This is a genomic window from Asticcacaulis solisilvae (genome assembly GCF_017875235.1).
In the GTDB taxonomy this organism is placed as follows: domain Bacteria; phylum Pseudomonadota; class Alphaproteobacteria; order Caulobacterales; family Caulobacteraceae; genus Asticcacaulis; species Asticcacaulis solisilvae_A.
Map to the genome: position 1 here is coordinate 45,199 of NZ_JAGGMI010000004.1, position 15,959 is coordinate 61,157.

Sequence of the window (15,959 nt, forward strand, 5' to 3'; positions counted from 1 at the left end):
TGTCGGGTGATTAATCGTTTGCACGCGCCACACGTCACAAAACCGACATCCGGATCGCAAAAGACCTACACACAACAGGGTCATTTAGACGCCTTTCCAAGATTCAAGGAGGGGCTCGGTGTCCGATATCCATCTCACGGGCCGTCACGATGACGGCAATGTCCAGCTCAACACATCGGCCAATCCGAGCCTGAGCGACATCATCGAACAACGCGCATCACGCCGCCAGATCCTGGGCGGCATGGCGTCGGTTGCCGCCCTGTTCGGCCTGAGCGCCTGCGGCAACGGCGATGATGACACCTCTTCGGCGCTGATCTCGGCCGGCTCCTCGGGCGCCACGACCTCGGGCCGCGTCGTCACCCTGAACGGCAATGCGACGGCCGGCGCCACCGGAATGATGTGGACCCAGGTGTCCGGCCCGGCCGTGACCTTGACGGGTACCGGTGCGACGGCGACCTTCATCGCCCCGTCGGTCGATACGGCCTCGGACGTCGTCTTTGCCTTTTCCGCGACCTCGCGCAACCTGCCGCTGGTCCAGAACACCACCGTCAAGGTCAGCCCGGCCGAGCTCGGCTTCACTGCCGTCGCCAAGCACAAGAACGACGTCGTTACCGTACCCGCCGGCTATACGGTCTCGGTGCTTTACCGCATGGGCGACCCAATCCTGTCCGGCGTCGCCGCCTACACTAATGACGGCAGCGACACCAACTTCGCCGGCCGCGCCGGCGACCACCACGACGGCATGGCCTATTTCGGCCTGGCCGCCGCCGGCAGCGATCGCGACGACAACAGCTCGACGCGCGGCCTGCTGGCCATGAACCACGAAAACATCACCGCCCCCTACCTGCATGTCAGCGGCGTCACGGCCGGCGCCGCCCGCGTCGAGGCCGAGGCGCTCAAGGAAATCGAAGCCCACGGCGTCAGCGTCGTCGAAATAACGCGCGGAACCTCCGCCTGGTCCTACGTCCAGGGCTCCAGCTTCAACCGCCGTGTCACGCCATTTACACCCACGGCCATCAATGGCCCGGCGCGCGGCGACGCCCAGCTCAAAACCGCTTATTCGACCGATGGCACGGCCGGCCGCGGCACGATCAACAACTGCGCCAACGGCTATGCGCCGTGGGGCACCTACCTGACCTGCGAAGAAAACTGGGCCGGCTATTTCCGCCGCGGCGCCGGCGACAATGCCAACCGCTCCACCAAGGCCATCACGGCGCTGAACCGTTATGGCGTTTCTCAGGGCGCCGGCGGCGCCAACAACTGGGCCAGCGTGACCGCCGCAAATCCGGCTGACCAGTGGAAGTTTTCCAAGTGGAACACCACGGTCAATACGGCTGCCGCCGCCGATGGGTCGGGCGATTACCGCAACGAAGCCAATCAGTACGGCTGGGTCGTCGAAATCGATCCGTATAATCCGGCCTCGACACCGCGCAAGCGCACGGCTTTGGGCCGCATGGGCCATGAAGGCGCCTGGCCGTCGAACTTCGTTTCGGGCCGCAAGCCGGTCTTCTACATGGGCGACGATTCGCGCGGCGAATATTTCTACAAGTTCGTTTCGGCCACAGCCTGGAACCCGGCCGACGCCAACACGGCCGACCGCCTGGCGATCGGCGACAAATATCTCGACGCGGGCACGCTTTACGTCGCGCGCTTCGACGCCACGGGTCAGGGCGTGTGGCTGCCGCTGGTCTTTGGCACCGCGCCGCTGACCGCCGGCAATGCGACCTATCCGTTCGCCAACCAGGCGGACGTGCTGATCAACACCCGTCTGGCCGCCGACGCGGTGGGCGCCACCAAGATGGACCGTCCCGAATGGGCGGCGGTCAACCCGGCCAATGGCGAGGTCTACCTGACCCTGACCAACAACAATGCCTCCAACCGCCCGCTCAATGGCACCAATGCCGCCAATCCGCGCCACTACAATGATCCGGTGGGGGCGACCAATAACTTCGGCAATCCGAACGGCCACATCATCCGCCTGAAGGAAACCGGCGACAACCCGGAAGCCACCACCTTCCAGTGGGACATCTACCTGTTCGGCGCCGGTTCGGACCTGGATGCGGCCAATATCAACATCTCGGGCCTCACCGCCGACAACGACTTCTCGAGCCCCGACGGCCTGTGGTTCTCGCGCGCCAGCAACCCCGCGGGCAAGGTCAATCCGCTGCTGTGGATCCAGACCGACGACGGCGCCTATACCGACACCACTAACTGCATGATGCTGGCCGCCATGCCGGGCACGGTAGGCGACGGCGCGGCGCGCACCATCACCAATACCGGCACGGGCGGCGCCACGGCGACACAATCGACCTTCATCGGCAAGGCGCCCGGCTTGCAACTCCGCCGCTTCCTGGTTGGCCCGAAAGAGTGCGAAATCACCGGCATCGATTCGACGCCGGACGGCCGCACCCTGTTCGTCAATATCCAGCATCCGGGCGAACTCGGCTCGCCGGCCACACCATCGTCCAACTGGCCGGCCAACCAGTCGGGCGCGGCCTCAACCGCCCGGCCACGTTCGGCGACCATCGTCATCACCAAGGATGATGGCGGGGTCGTCGCGCTTTAACACCACAAAGCCTTTTGAAGCTTAGGAAGAGCGGGTCCATCGAGCCCGCTCTTTTTCATTGGAAAATTCCGTTTACTTCGGTGCGAAAAATTTCTGCTTGACAGATATGCATCACCGGGATCATAACAACGCATGTTAGCGCTACCAAACGACGCTGACGGGTAAGAAACGCCACACACCGACCTTTTGTGCCAGTAATCACATTACGATATAAAATAATTCGGATCTCATAAATCCGGACTGCGATGTACTGCGCCCAAAAGACAAAAATAAAAAGGGCCACGAACCATGTATATGGGGATCGATGTCGGAACATCCGGCATCAAGGTTGTTATCATTGATGACGCCGGCACTGTCATAAGTGAAGCCCGCGCAGACCTGAGCGTTTCGCGCCCTAAGCCGCTGTGGTCGGAACAGGACCCATCCGACTGGTGGGCCGCGACCAACAAGGCCGTCAGCCTCCTCGATTCAGGCGCGCGCGCCAAGGTCCGCGCCGTCGGACTGTCGGGCCAGATGCACGGCGCCGTCCTGCTGAACAAGGCCCGCAAGGTTATCCGCCCCGCCATCCTGTGGAACGACGGCCGCTCGGGTGCCGAATGCGAGGAACTGCTGCGCCGCGAATCGCGCGCCCACGAACTGACCGGCAACCTGATCATGCCGGGCTTTACGGCGCCCAAGCTTTTGTGGGTCAAGGGCAATGAGCCTGCCGTCTGGGATGAGGTCGACCTCGTCCTGCTGCCCAAGGACTATATCCGCCTGCGCATGACCGGCGAGGCCGCCACCGATCTGTCGGACGCGTCGGGGACGCTGTGGGTCGACGTCGCCAAGCGCAAATGGTCGGACGAGATGCTGGCCGCGTGCGACCTCGAAACTGACCACATGCCGTGGCTCTACGAAGGCAATGCCGCGACCGGGATCCTGCGCGACGAACTGGCCGAGGCCTGGGGCATGGCGCGCGTGCCGGTCTGCGCGGGCGGCGGTGACAATGCCGCGGGCGCCGTCGGTGTCGGCGTCATCGACGACGGCGACGCCTTGCTGTCGCTCGGCACGTCGGGGGTTCTGTTTGCCGCGACGCGCGAATTCCGCCCCAATGTCGCCGGCACGGTCCATGCTTTCTGCCATGCCGTGCCCGAACGCTGGCACCAGATGTCGGTCATGCTCAATGCCGCTTCGTGCATCGACTGGGTTGTAGCCGCGACCAATGCGGCATCGGTCGGCGGTGTGCTGGCTGACCTGGAAGCCTCTGGCCGCACCGATACGACCGAACTCTTCCTGCCATACCTGACGGGCGAGCGGACGCCGCACAACAACCCGCACGCCAAGGGCGTCTTCTTTGGCATGACGGCCGCAACCGACAGCCTGGCCCTGACGCTGTCGACGCTGCAAGGCGTGGCACTGGCCCTGGCGGACGGCATGGACGTCCTGACCGACGCCGGCACGCACTTCGACAGCATCACCGTCATCGGCGGCGGGGCGCGCTCGGGCTACTGGGGCAAGATCCTGGCCTCGACGCTCAACAAGCCGCTGATCTACCGCACCGGCGCCGACCTTGGCCCGTCCTACGGCGCCGCCCGCCTGGCGCGTCTCAGCATCGGCGACGGCGACGTCGCCTCGGTCTGCACCGCTCCGCCGATCGAGCACGTGGTCGAACCCGACCGCCGCCTGTCGGACGTCATGGCCGCCAAGCGCCCGACTTTCAAAGCCCTGTACCAAGCCCTCAAGCCTCTCTTCTGAAATTCCAAAAACGGGAAACGACCATGCCGACCTATTTTGACGCCATTCCGAAAATCGCCTTTGAAGGCCCCGCCTCCAAGAACCCGCTGGCTTTCAAATACTACGACCCGAAGAAGGTCGTGCTGGGCAAGACGATGGCCGAGCACCTGCGCATCGCCGTTTGCTACTGGCACTCCTTTGCGTGGCCCGGCAATGACATCTTCGGCGCCGGCACCTTCGATCGCCCATGGAAGCCGGGTGTCCCGATGACCAAGGCCGCGGCCGAACAACGCGCCGAAAACGCCTTTGCCTTCTTCGAGCGCCTTGGCGCGCCCTTCTACTGCTTCCACGATGTCGATGCCATGGCCGACGGACCGACCCCAGCCGAATATAAGTCGAACCTGGCGCACATCACTGACATTCTGGCCGAACACCAGGAACGCTCGGGCGTGAAGCTTCTGTGGGGCACCGCCAACCTGTTCTCGCACCCGCGTTACATGGCCGGTGGCGCTACCAATCCCGATCCGGACGTGGTTGCCTGGGCCTCGCTGCAGGTCCGCGAAATGCTGGAAACGACGCACAAGCTGGGCGGCGTCAACTACGTCCTTTGGGGCGGCCGCGAAGGCTACGACACCATCCTCAACACCAACCTCAAGCAGGAGCTGGACCAGCTCGGCCGCTTCGTCAGCATGGTCGTCGAACACAAGCACAAGATCGGCTTCAATGGCACCATCCTGATCGAGCCGAAGCCGCATGAGCCGACCAAGCACCAGTACGACCGCGACACCGCGACCGTCTTCGGCTTCCTGAAGAACTACGGCCTGGAAAACGAAGTGAAGGTCAATATCGAAGCCAACCACGCCACCTTGGCCGGCAACAGCTTCGAACACGAAATCGCTACCGCCGTGGCGCTCGGCATCATGGGCTCGATCGACATCAATCGCGGCGACGCCCAGAACGGCTGGGATACCGACCAGTTCCCGAACAACGTCATGGAAATCACCCAGGCCATCTATGAGTTGCTGCAAGGTGGCGGCTTCACGACGGGCGGCTTCAACTTCGACTCCAAGGTCCGCCGTCAGTCCGTCGATGCCGAAGACATGTTCTACGCACACATCGGCGGCATGGACGTTCTGGCGCGCGGCCTGCTGGGCGCCGCCAAGCTGATCGAAGACGGTGAACTGAAGAGCTTCACCGAGCAGCGCTATGCTGGCTGGAAACAGGGCATGGGCCAGAAGATGCTGGCGGGTACCGCCTCGCTGGCCGACATGGCCGACCACGCGGTTGCCGCCAACCTGTCGCCGGTCGGCAAGTCCGGTCGTCAGGAGTACCTCGAGAATATCGTCAACAACGCCTGCTGATACAGGCGTGAACACGTCCTCCTGGGAGGCAACCCGTTCCTGCCCTTCCAGATCCTTGCCCCTTGCCATCCCTTGGCAAGGGGCTTTTTTATGATCGAAACCTTATGGCGCAAGGGTCAGAATGAAATTCACCATTCCGATTTTCTGGAAATCAGGAGTTTCGTCATGACCGATACACCCGTCAAGCAAGACCCAAAGCCGCTCGATATCGAGGATAATCAACCGAACGATCCGGCTGAAGGTCCGCGCGACGATGACAAGAACAAGACCGGCAACAAGGTCCCGAGCACACACGTGCCTGACACGCGCGCTTTTGATCTATAAGCCCGGCGGCAGCAGGGTTTCCAGCACGGGCAATTGATCGGCCTCTTGCGCCGGCTTGTCCCAGCGGATGCGATTAATGCGTGGAAAGCGTAGGGCATAGCCCGACTTGTGCCGCGACGAGCGTTGGACGGCATCGAAAGCGACCTCAAAGACCAGTTCCTTTCGCACCTCACGTACGGGCCCGAAAGCTTGCAGCGTATTGTGGCGTACCCATTTGTCGAGTTCCTTCAGCTCGGCATCGGTAAAGCCGAAATAGGCCTTGCCGATCGGCAGCAGCTGGTTGCCGCTCCAAAGGCCGAAAGTGAAGTCGGAATAGAAACTCGACCGCTTGCCCGATCCGCGTTGGGCGTACATCAGGACGGCATCGACCAGTTTCGGATTGATCTTCCACTTGTACCATGGTCCCGTCGGGCGTCCGGCGACGTAAGCGCTGTCGCGGCGCTTCAGCATCAGGCCTTCGATGACCGAGGCATTGTCGACGCTGCCGCGCAAATCCTCCAGTTCGGAAAAGGCCGTGTAGGGCAATTCAGGAGACAGGCGGATGCCGGCCGGCTGATAGTGATCTAGCGCATTGGCCAGCAGCGTGCGCCGTTCGGTGTAGGTTTGCGGCCGGACATCCTCGCCCTCCAGCATCAGCACGTCGTAGGCGATGATGCCGGCGGGATAGTCAGCCATATGTTTCGCCGAGGGGCTCTTGCGGCCAAGGCGTTGCTGCAGGTCGTTGAAGCTGCCGACCTCATCGCCGCGCTGGACCAGCAGTTCGCCATCGAGCACGGCATGGAAGTTCAGATGCTCGAGCACATCAGGAAAAGAGCCAGAAATGTCGTCGCCGGTGCGGGTGAACAGCGCCCGGCCGATACCGGAATGGACGACCTGGACGCGGATACCGTCATACTTCCATTCGGCGGCATAGCGATCGGGCGTGATCAGGCCATAGTCCTTTTCCTCAAGCGCATGGGCCAGCATGACGGGGGTAAAGGTCAGTTTCTCGATGACCACCGGCGCTTCTGCGCGGCCTTCCAGCCAGGCGAACAAAGGCTCATAGGGCGGATCGACGCCGTGCCACAGGGTCTCGACCGTTTCGACCGGCTGGTTGCCATACCTGGCCAGGACCTGTTTCAGCAGCCGCGCCGAGACGCCGATGCGCAAACTGCCGGTGCCGATCTTAAGCAGTGCCCAACGTTCGGGCGAGGTCATGCGGTCGAGCAGTCCTGCGACATAGTCGGGCAGTTGGGCCTTGGGGGTATGGCGCAGGGCATCAACGACATCTGAGAGCGACGGCAGGTCCTCTTCGGATGGCACACCGGGCCATAGATGGGCGACGGTTTCGGATAGCTCGCCGACATAGTCGTGGCTCATGGCCCACAGGTTCGGGTCGGTGCGCGCCCGGATCAGCTCCAGCACCATGCCGCGTTTGAAATTCGGCAACGACAGGGAGTCACCGATGATCGCCACGGCATAACCGCGATCCGGGTCGGGCGTCTCGCGAAAATAGTCGAGCAGCAGGCGTTCCTTGCCGAGCGTCGAATGTTCGTAATAGAGGCGTTCCAAGAGGCGCGAAAAGGCTTTCATGCAGTGCCTCCGGCATCGGTCATTAGCCCCTCACCCAGCCTGGCAAGCCAGGCCACCCTCTCCCCGTAAACGGGGAGAGGAAAAGTTAAGTCCCCTCTCCCTGCTTTGCCTGCCGGCGAGGCCGGGGAGAGGGCTGGGGTGAGGGGCAAGCCGTCAGCGTCACGAGTCATTCACTATCATCCTCATACCCCAGCAGATGAAGCGCCTGCGCCTTCAACCCCATTTCGTGCGCCGCATAGACCAGGGCGTCGTCGCGGCCGTGCGTCACCCAAACCTCAGGCGCACCGACATCCTTTAAGGTTTCCAGAAGTTCGTCCCAGTCGGCATGGTCTGAAATCACCAAGGGCAACTCGACACCCTTCTGCTTGGCGCGCGCCCGGATGCGCATCCAGCCGGAAGCCGCCGCCGTCAGCACCTCCGGCAGTTTTCGCGACCAGCGATCCTTCAAGGCCGACGGCGGGCACAGGACCACCCTGCCCGCCAGCGTCTTCGCGTTCTCAGGCGTCACCACGTCCCAAGGCCCAAGCGCCACGCCCAACTGCTCATAGAGCTCGCACAGCCTGACCATGGCGCCATGCAGATAGATGGTCTCCGCATAGCCCGCCTGGCGCAGCGCCACCATCAGCCGCTGGCATTTGCCGAGCGCATAGACGCCGATCAGATGGCAACGGTCGGGAAACTGCTCCAGCGAGACCAGCAGGCGCGCGATCTCGTCCTCCAGGGGCGGATGACGAAATACCGGCAGAGCAAAGGTTGCCTCGGTGACAAAGACATCGCACGGCACTGGCTCGAACGGCTCACAGGTCGGATCGAAGCGGCGCTTATAATCCCCCGAAAAGACGATGCTGGCGCCGTCATAGTCCAGCTTGGCCTGCGCGCTGCCCAATATGTGCCCGGCCGGATGCAAACTGACCTTCACGCCGTTGATCTCCAGCGCCTGCCCGTAGGGCATGGGGTGTTCGGCGCCGTTGAAATGGTCATCGCCATAGCGGCTGCGCATGATGGCCAGGGTTTTCGGCGTGGCAAAGACATGGCCGTGGCCTGAGCGGGCGTGGTCGGCGTGGCCATGGGTGACGACGGCCACCTCGACCGGATGCATCGGGTCGATATAAAAGTCGCCGGCGCGGCAATAGACGCCTTCTTTGCGGACCTCGATCCATTCGCGGGGATGGCTCATTGTACCCTTATATTCCGACGCCATATACTTTTGGCATGGCCAGGATTCCGTCAGCTTTTCAGCAGTGGTTCGATCAACAGGGCTGGACCATCCTGCCGCACCAGACGGAGATGGCGGCGCGCTACCAGGCCGGGCGCTCGACGCTTCTGACGGCGCCGACCGGCACCGGCAAGACGCTGGCGGGATTCCTGGGTTCGCTGATCGACATTACCGAAAGCGGCGGCAGCAAGGGCCTGCACACCCTCTACATATCCCCGCTCAAGGCGTTAAATTACGATATCGAACGCAATGTGCTGGCGATCATCGAGGCGTTAAGCCTGCCTGTCCGGGTCGAGAGCCGCACCGGCGACACGACGCAATATCGCCGCCAGCGCCAGCGCGCCAAGCCGCCCGACATCCTGCTGACGACGCCGGAATCGCTGATGCTGCTGCTGACCTATCCGGACGCGGCTGAGATGTTCGGCAAGATCAAGGCCGTCGTCATCGATGAGATCCACCAGGTGGCGGCGTCCAAGCGCGGCGACCTGATCGCGCTCGCCCTGGCGCAACTCGAGGTCTACAGCCCTAAATATCGCCGCATCGGCCTGTCGGCGACGGTGGCCGATCCTGAGGTCTTCTGCAAATGGCTCGGGCCAACAGGTGCGCCCACAGAGCATCTCGACAGCCCTGCTGGCAAACCACCCAAGGTCGCCATCCTCAAGACCAAGGCCGTGGTCCCCTACAGCGGCTTCATAGCGCAATATGCCGTGCCTGAAATCGTGGCGGAAATCGCGAAAGCCAGGACCACAATCGTCTTCGTCAATACCCGCCACCAGGCTGAACTGCTGTTTCAATTCCTGTGGGAGGCCAATACCGACAGCCTGCCCATCGCCATCTATCACGCCTCGCTGACGCGTGAGATGCGGCTGAAGACCTTGGGTATGATGGCCGATGGCAAGATCCGGGCGCTGGTCGCTACGTCCGCCATCGAACTGGGTATCGACTGGGGCGATGTCGACGTCGTCATCCAGGTCGGCGCACCCAAGGGCGTGTCGCGGCTGCTGCAACGGATCGGCCGGTCAAACCACAAGGTCAATGTGCCGTCGAAGGCCTTTCTGGTCCCCGCCAACCGCTTCGAGGTTCTGGAATGCGAAGCGGCGATCACCGCCATAGCCGAGCGCCACTTGGACGGCGACCTGCCTCTGCCAGGCAGCCAGGACGTCGCCATTCAGTTCATCATGACGGCGGCGTGCAGCGCGCCCGTCACGCCCGATGACCTGTATAATATCATTCGGACGTCGTGGTCGTACCGCCATGTGACGCGCGAAGCCTTCCAGGCCCTGTTCCAGTTCGTCATCGATGGTGGCTATGTGCTGCGCAACTACGACCGGTGGCACCGCCTGGTCCAGAACGACGACGGCGCCTGGGTCGCGGCGTCAAAAGCCGTCATCCAGCGCCACCGCCAGAATATCGGCGTCATCATCGAAGCCGGCAAGCTGAAGGTCCGCAAGCGTCACGGCCGCGGCGGCAAGGTCCTGGGCACGATCGAAGAACAGTTCGGCCAGTCCATGCGGCCCGGCGACACCTTCTACTTTGCCGGCGAGGTCCTTGCCTTTGAACGCATCTACGACATGACACTGGAAGCCCGGGCCAGCGCCGCCAGCGAGCCGCTTGTACCGACCTATTCCGGCGGTCAGATGCCGCTGTCGACCTTCCTGGCCGATGGCGTCCGGCGCCTGCTTCAGGACGACCGTGCGCTCGACGCCCTGCCGAAACAGGTGCGCGCCTGGCTGGCCCTGCAGGCGCGCTTCTCGGTCCTGCCCGACCGCAAACACCTGCTGGTCGAGGCCTTTCCGCGCGGCAAACTGCATGCCTTCGTCGTCTATACCTTCGAGGGCCGCCGCGCCAACCAGACGCTCGGCATGCTGATCAGCCGGCGGATGGAACGGCGCGGCCTGCATCCTTTGAGCTTCACCTTGACCGACTACGGCCTCGCGATCAACAGCGTCGAGCCAGTCACGGCCGATATCGTCCATGACCTCCTTTCGGCTGACATTCTTTCGGATGAACTGGAAGAATGGCTGGCGGAATCGCCGATGCTGAAGCGATCCTTCCGTAGGGTTGCCACCATTGCCGGCATTGTCGAGCAGAACAGCAATTCCGCGCGCAAGACGTTAAAGCAGGTGACATTTTCGACCGATCTGATCTACGACGTCCTGCGTAAATATGATCCTGACCACGTGCTGTTAAGCCTCGCCCGCGCCGATGCCATGCGCGAACTGCTCGACCTCGACCGTCTGACCGAAATGATTCTTAATTTCCAGAACCATATCATCTTCCAGGACCTGCCGCGCCCGTCCCCCCTGTCGCTGCCGGTCATCCTGGACGTGCGCACCGAGCGGCTGCCCGGCGGGGGCATGGAGGCGCTGCTGGCGCTGGAAGACGTGGAGGCGACGGCCGACCGCATGATCGAGGAGGTCGAGCATGGCCTCATGGTCTGACATTGTCTTTGCCGGCCATGAGATGGTGCTCGATGCGGGCCTGGCGCTCTATTGGCCCGCCAAGGATGCCCTTGTCGTATCGGACCTGCACCTGGAAAAGTCGACCTACCTTGCGCAATTCGGCTCGGCGGTGGCGCCTTACGACACGCACGACACTTTGCTGCGGCTCCAAGCGCTGGTGACGCGCTATCGGCCGAAAACGCTGATTCTGCTCGGCGACAGCTTTCACGACCATAAGGCCTGGCAGAGACTGGAGCACGGCGCCCGGTCGCAACTGCTCGATATCTGCGGCTCGGTCGAGGCCTGCCACCTGGTCGAAGGCAATCACGATGTCGGCCTGGTGAAGGATGGGAGATTAAGCTTCTGCGACGATGTGATGATCGACGGCGTGACATTCCGCCACGAGCCCGAAGGCTCCGATCGGCAGGTTATTGGTCCGCAGATCATCGGCCATTTCCACCCCAAGCTGGTCACCCACCTGCGTGGTCATCGCGTTGCCGGCAAATGCTTTGCCGTCAACCGCGACATGCTGATCATGCCGGCGTTTGGCAGCTTCACCGGCGGGCTCGACCTGACGCACGTTGCGTTCACAGCGCTCGCGGGCAATGATCCTTTCCAGCCGTATCTGGTCGTCGGCAATACCGTCGCCGCCCGGCCGAAAACCATATATTCCGCATAGACGGTTTATCCGGCAACGCCCGATTGCTCATATCGAATTTATCGGAAGCGATCGATTTTAAGGCATGCATGATACCGGGGTGCTGCCGTGTCCGAGAAAAAAACACCGTTCCGCGTAACGCAACTGGTCGTCGGCATGGCGCTTCTGTGTGGTGTCGCCGCGCTGCGCCACCACCGCGATGCGCTGGATGAAGCGGCGACGCCCGCTCACCGGCCGGTAACGATCAGCGCGCTGATCGACATTATCAAACAGACCTGGCAGGAATGGAACGACGACGAAGCCCCGCGCCTGGGCGCCGCACTCGCCTTCTACAGCGTCCTGTCGATCGGGCCGCTCCTGCTGGTGTCGATCTGGGGCGCGGGCCTTATTTTTGGCGAAGACAATGCCAGCCGCTATATTCTCGATGAGATGCGCGGCATGTTGGGCGCCGACGGCGCCAAGGCTATCGAAGATATCCTGCTGCACACCCACAATGAAGCGGGCGGCGTACTGACTGCCATTATCGGTCTTGGCACGCTGATATTCTCGGCGACGGGCTTCTTCGATCAGTTGCAAAGCACGCTCAACCTGATCTGGAACGTCCCGAAGCAGAAGACCGACCTCAAGGACTATATCTTCAAGCGCCTCCTGTCGTTCAGCATGGTCATCGGCATCGGCGTCCTGCTGCTGTTCTCGCTGATCGTCTCCGCGGCCCTGACCGCCCTGACGAACATGCTGGGCGACGCGACGCCCGCCATCCTGCTGCAGGGCGTCAACATCGTCCTGTCCTTCGCGATCACGACCTTCCTGTTCGCCATCGCCTTTAACGTCCTGCCGGACATCCACATCAAATGGCGCGATGTCTGGGTGGGCGCCGCGCTTACGGCGCTGCTGTTTACGGTCGGCAAGTCCCTGATCGGGCTCTATCTCGGCCACAGCAATATCGGCACGTCCTATGGTACGGCCGGGTCGATGATCATTCTTCTGGTATGGATCTACTATTCCGCTCAGATCATCTTCTTCGGCGCCGAGTTCACCCAGGTCTATACACGCTATCGCAATCCCGGCTGGCAGCCGGTCTCAGACATCGGCGGCCTGAAGCGCGGCCGCGTCACTGCCGCCGACAACCGCCTGTTCGCCTGAAGCCGCTTCGAGATGCGCGGCGCGTTCAGTGGCGCGTTCCGCCGCCCGGGCGCGCGCGGCCTCGACCAGGGCCTTGAACAGGTCGCGGAAGGCTTTTCGGTAGATCATCAGTTCGGGATGGAATTGCACGCCGATCCAGAAGCGACGCGTCGGATCCTCGACCGCCTGGACGATGCCGTTAGGCTCACGTGCGACGACGCGCAGGCCAGCGCCGACGCGCTCGATGGCCTGCTTGTGGATGGCGTTAACGCAGACCCGCCCCGCCCCGATGATTTCGGCCAGGTGAGAGCCTTTGCGCACATCGATCGGCTTGCGCAGAAACAGCGGATCGATCAGGCCGTCGGACGACACGACCTTGTCATAGCCGGTCAGGTCGTTATGCAGCGTGCCGCCGGCGAAGACGTTCAGCATCTGCGCGCCGCGGCAAACGCCCAGCGCCGGCAGGTCGTGCCGCCGCGCCGTGGCCGCCCACGACGCCTCCATGTCGCCGCGCGCCAGGTCGTAGCGATAGCCGGGCTTAGGCGTGCCTTCATAGTGTTTGGGATAGACGTCGGAGCCGCCGCCGAAGATCAGGCCGTCGATGGTCTGCGGATCGCGTGGCGCCTTGGCCGTCACCTTGACCGGATAGCCGCCGGCCAGCCAGACCGCCAGCTTCATCGCCCACCAGGCCCACAGGTCGCCGCGCACCGGTTTGGTGATGCCGATAAACGGCCGCTTGCGCGGCTGAACGGCAGGCACGAGTTCGACCGGCGCTTCATCCGCCTTATACGTGATTTCCGGCGGCAGTTTGCGGTGGCGAACCAGATGGCTGAGGATGAACAGGGCGCCTAGTCCCACCAGCGGGTCCTTGTCGCTGAGCTCGGACGGGGCGTCGCGATTGCGCGACACGGCCTGGTTTATAGCGTCAAGCGCATCCTTGGCGGAAGCCGTCGCCCCCAGGGCGGAAACGGCCGCTTCCATGGCGCGCGCCACCTTACCCGTGGCAAGGTTTTCTTTCGCCCGCCGCCAGGCATCGGCGGCCGCGCCCAGGTGCGGGTCGGACGCTGCGACCTCTTCCAGCGTCGCCAGCAGCCACACCGCTGGCGTTTTGGTGACGACGCCGACCTGCGGTTCAGGTTCCTCAAAGCGCTTACCGATGGTCTGCAGATAGAGCAGCCACGGGAAGTCGACACCGGTTTCGATCGAATGAAAGATGCCGGCCCAGAAACGGGCATTGACCTCGATCACCTGCGGGACGTGATCGGCCTCACCATCCCAGCGGAAGTCAATCTCGCATACTCCGTTCCACCTGGTCTCAAGCATCAGGCGCGCCACGGCGTCGCGGAATGGCTCCGCATCGACCGACTCGCGGATGGCGCCGGCGCCCGCCTTGCGGGGATAGGTGGCGATGTTCTTGTACGCCATCATGGCTTCGATGACGCCATCGCGCGCCAGGACGCCGACGCAATAATCCTCGCCGCCGGCATAGGTCTGGATCAGAGGCGGCGGCTCGAAGCCGAGCGCTTCGGTCTGTTCGCGCAGGTCTTCCGGCGTGTGGGCGATGGAGACCCCTCGCCCGCCAACGCCCGTCACCGGCTTGACGACCAGGGGCAGATGGCTTTCCAGCGCCGAGACCTCTTCAAGATTGCGCGGTGAAAAGCCGCGCGGCGCCGGCAGGTCGATGCGCGCCGCCAGGTCCGACAGCCGGTCCTTGGGGTTGACCATGTCGAGGCTGGCCACCGACGGCGCCGAGACCTTGATCAACGGCTCGAAGCGTTCGCGATGGCGCGCGATTAGTTCGATATCGCGGAAGGCCGGCATAAGGACATAGGGGATGCCGTCGCCCGGCGCGTAGGTTCTAACCGCCGCTTCCAGGTCGTCGAGAAACTCCGCCGGGCGCGTTTCCCAGGGTGCGACGACAAAGGTTTCGCGCACATGTTTCGAAAACGTGAGAACCGTCATCGACACGTCGTCGCAACCGATGACCTCTATGCCCTGCCGCGCCAGGGACCGGGCGATGACCAGGGCCATCAGGCTGCGGCCATAGGTCAGGATAACCCGCCCGGCGGGTTTGACAGTCGCCTGAGCGTTCCCGTCGTTACGCTTCCCCAAAATATTCAACGTCTGCACACCCGGCTGAACAACAGGATATTTACCTTATAATTACTGTATCTTATGCCAATTCTTAAGCGGATAGGTTATAAAATTTCCATGCCGGTCTCTGCGTGCCGGCGCAGCTTGCAGATAGGTCGCCGTGAACAGGCCGCCAATAACCAAAGCCGTTGTGATTGTCCTGCTGGTCCTGGCGGTGCTCGGCGGCGTTGCGCTGGCATGGAGCACCGATGACGGCTTCGGTATGGTCAAGGGCATCCTGGTGATGCTGGATGACCTCGCCAACCGCCACCCGGTCGTCAGCGCTGTCCTGTTTCTGGCCGCTCACGTCACGATCGCGGCCTTGTGGCTGCCTATGGAAATCCTGATGATGACGGCGGCCGGCGCCTTGTTCGGTTTTGTCGAGGGCGTGATCCTGGCCTCCTTTGGCACCAGCATCGGCGCGACCCTGGCGTTCCTGGAAGCGCGCTTCCTGCTGCGCGACACCGTCATGCGGCGCTTCGGCCGCCATCTCGCCCGCGTCGACGAAGGCATGAAGCGTGACGGCCCCTTTTACCTGTTTTCACTCAGGCTGCTGCCGGTATTTCCGTTTTTCCTGACGAATGTGACCATGGGGCTGACGGCTCTGCCGGTCAAGACCTTCTATATCGTCAGCCAGGTGGCGCTGCTGCCGGCGGTGATGGTCTATGTCAATGCCGGGACACAGGTCGCGAAACTCGAGACCCTGTCGGATATCGTGTCGCCGGCGCTGGTCCTGACCCTGGCGGCGATCGCCCTCCTGCCGTGGGCCGGCAAGGCCCTGGTCATATTATTCCGAAAATCCGGAACACAAAAAAGGGGAGAGCCATAAGGCTCTCCCCTGCTTTCAGGTCTT

At 62.8% G+C, this 15,959-nt stretch carries 11 protein-coding genes; 8 read left to right on the forward strand and 3 right to left on the reverse strand.

The window, feature by feature from the left end:
- Nucleotides 1–118 precede the first annotated feature (118 nt).
- From J2X24_RS08585 to J2X24_RS08600, 4 genes are all read left to right on the forward strand, one after another.
- Entirely contained in the window at nt 119–2,566 is a 2,448-nt protein-coding gene (locus J2X24_RS08585) for a PhoX family protein (RefSeq protein WP_209719643.1), read from the forward strand.
- 288 nt (nt 2,567–2,854) lie between these two features.
- Complete coding sequence (gene xylB, locus J2X24_RS08590; RefSeq protein WP_209719646.1) at nt 2,855–4,300, forward strand: xylulokinase; 1,446 nt, start codon at nt 2,855–2,857, stop codon at nt 4,298–4,300.
- A gap of 23 nt (nt 4,301–4,323) precedes the next feature.
- The gene (gene xylA, locus J2X24_RS08595; RefSeq protein WP_209719649.1) at nt 4,324–5,640 is read left to right on the forward strand and encodes a xylose isomerase; all 1,317 of its coding nucleotides are present in this window, start codon (nt 4,324–4,326) and stop codon (nt 5,638–5,640) included.
- A 165-nt stretch (nt 5,641–5,805) separates the two neighbouring features.
- Complete coding sequence (locus J2X24_RS08600; RefSeq protein ID WP_209719653.1) at nt 5,806–5,964, forward strand: hypothetical protein; 159 nt, start codon at nt 5,806–5,808, stop codon at nt 5,962–5,964.
- Here the strand turns inward: J2X24_RS08600 and J2X24_RS08605 are convergent.
- The gene (locus J2X24_RS08605; protein WP_209719657.1) at nt 5,959–7,536 is read right to left on the reverse strand and encodes a cisplatin damage response ATP-dependent DNA ligase; all 1,578 of its coding nucleotides are present in this window, start codon (nt 7,534–7,536) and stop codon (nt 5,959–5,961) included. The two genes, J2X24_RS08600 and J2X24_RS08605, sit on opposite strands and share 6 nt — an antisense overlap.
- A gap of 166 nt (nt 7,537–7,702) precedes the next feature.
- The gene (locus J2X24_RS08610; protein ID WP_209719659.1) at nt 7,703–8,713 is read right to left on the reverse strand and encodes a ligase-associated DNA damage response exonuclease; all 1,011 of its coding nucleotides are present in this window, start codon (nt 8,711–8,713) and stop codon (nt 7,703–7,705) included.
- 35 nt (nt 8,714–8,748) lie between these two features.
- Between J2X24_RS08610 and J2X24_RS08615 the strand changes: the two genes are divergently transcribed.
- From J2X24_RS08615 to J2X24_RS08625, 3 genes are all read left to right on the forward strand, one after another.
- Nucleotides 8,749–11,193, forward strand: a complete 2,445-nt coding sequence (locus J2X24_RS08615; protein ID WP_209719662.1) for a ligase-associated DNA damage response DEXH box helicase — start codon at nt 8,749–8,751, stop codon at nt 11,191–11,193.
- Complete coding sequence (gene pdeM / locus J2X24_RS08620; RefSeq protein WP_209719665.1) at nt 11,177–11,872, forward strand: ligase-associated DNA damage response endonuclease PdeM; 696 nt, start codon at nt 11,177–11,179, stop codon at nt 11,870–11,872. The genes J2X24_RS08615 and pdeM overlap by 17 nt, the downstream gene beginning before the upstream one ends.
- An 87-nt stretch (nt 11,873–11,959) precedes the next feature.
- Complete coding sequence (locus J2X24_RS08625) at nt 11,960–12,994, forward strand: YihY/virulence factor BrkB family protein (RefSeq protein ID WP_310002997.1); 1,035 nt, start codon at nt 11,960–11,962, stop codon at nt 12,992–12,994.
- On the opposite strand, the gene J2X24_RS08630 is transcribed toward J2X24_RS08625, so the two are convergent.
- Nucleotides 12,932–15,094 (reverse strand): gamma-glutamyl-gamma-aminobutyrate hydrolase family protein, encoded by a 2,163-nt coding sequence (locus J2X24_RS08630; RefSeq protein WP_209719668.1) that lies wholly within the window; start codon nt 15,092–15,094, stop codon nt 12,932–12,934. The two genes, J2X24_RS08625 and J2X24_RS08630, sit on opposite strands and share 63 nt — an antisense overlap.
- 133 nt (nt 15,095–15,227) lie before the next feature.
- On the opposite strand from J2X24_RS08630, the gene J2X24_RS08635 reads away from it, so the two are divergent.
- A complete protein-coding gene (locus J2X24_RS08635) occupies nt 15,228–15,935 on the forward strand; it encodes a TVP38/TMEM64 family protein (protein ID WP_209719670.1) in 708 nt (235 codons plus the stop codon).
- Nucleotides 15,936–15,959: the final 24 nt, after the last annotated feature.

What these genes read in the sequence shown, in the direction of transcription:
- xylA (WP_209719649.1), top strand. Translation starts at nt 4,324, where the DNA reads ATGCCGACCTATTTTGACGCCATTCCGAAAATCGCCTTTGAAGGCCCC.
- J2X24_RS08615 (WP_209719662.1), top strand. Translation starts at nt 8,749, where the DNA reads ATGGCCAGGATTCCGTCAGCTTTTCAGCAGTGGTTCGATCAACAGGGC.
- pdeM (WP_209719665.1), top strand. Translation starts at nt 11,177, where the DNA reads ATGGCCTCATGGTCTGACATTGTCTTTGCCGGCCATGAGATGGTGCTC.
- J2X24_RS08600 (WP_209719653.1), top strand. Translation starts at nt 5,806, where the DNA reads ATGACCGATACACCCGTCAAGCAAGACCCAAAGCCGCTCGATATCGAG.
- J2X24_RS08610 (WP_209719659.1), bottom strand. Translation starts at nt 8,713, where the DNA reads ATGAGCCATCCCCGCGAATGGATCGAGGTCCGCAAAGAAGGCGTCTAT.
- J2X24_RS08605 (WP_209719657.1), bottom strand. Translation starts at nt 7,536, where the DNA reads ATGAAAGCCTTTTCGCGCCTCTTGGAACGCCTCTATTACGAACATTCG.
- xylB (WP_209719646.1), top strand. Translation starts at nt 2,855, where the DNA reads ATGTATATGGGGATCGATGTCGGAACATCCGGCATCAAGGTTGTTATC.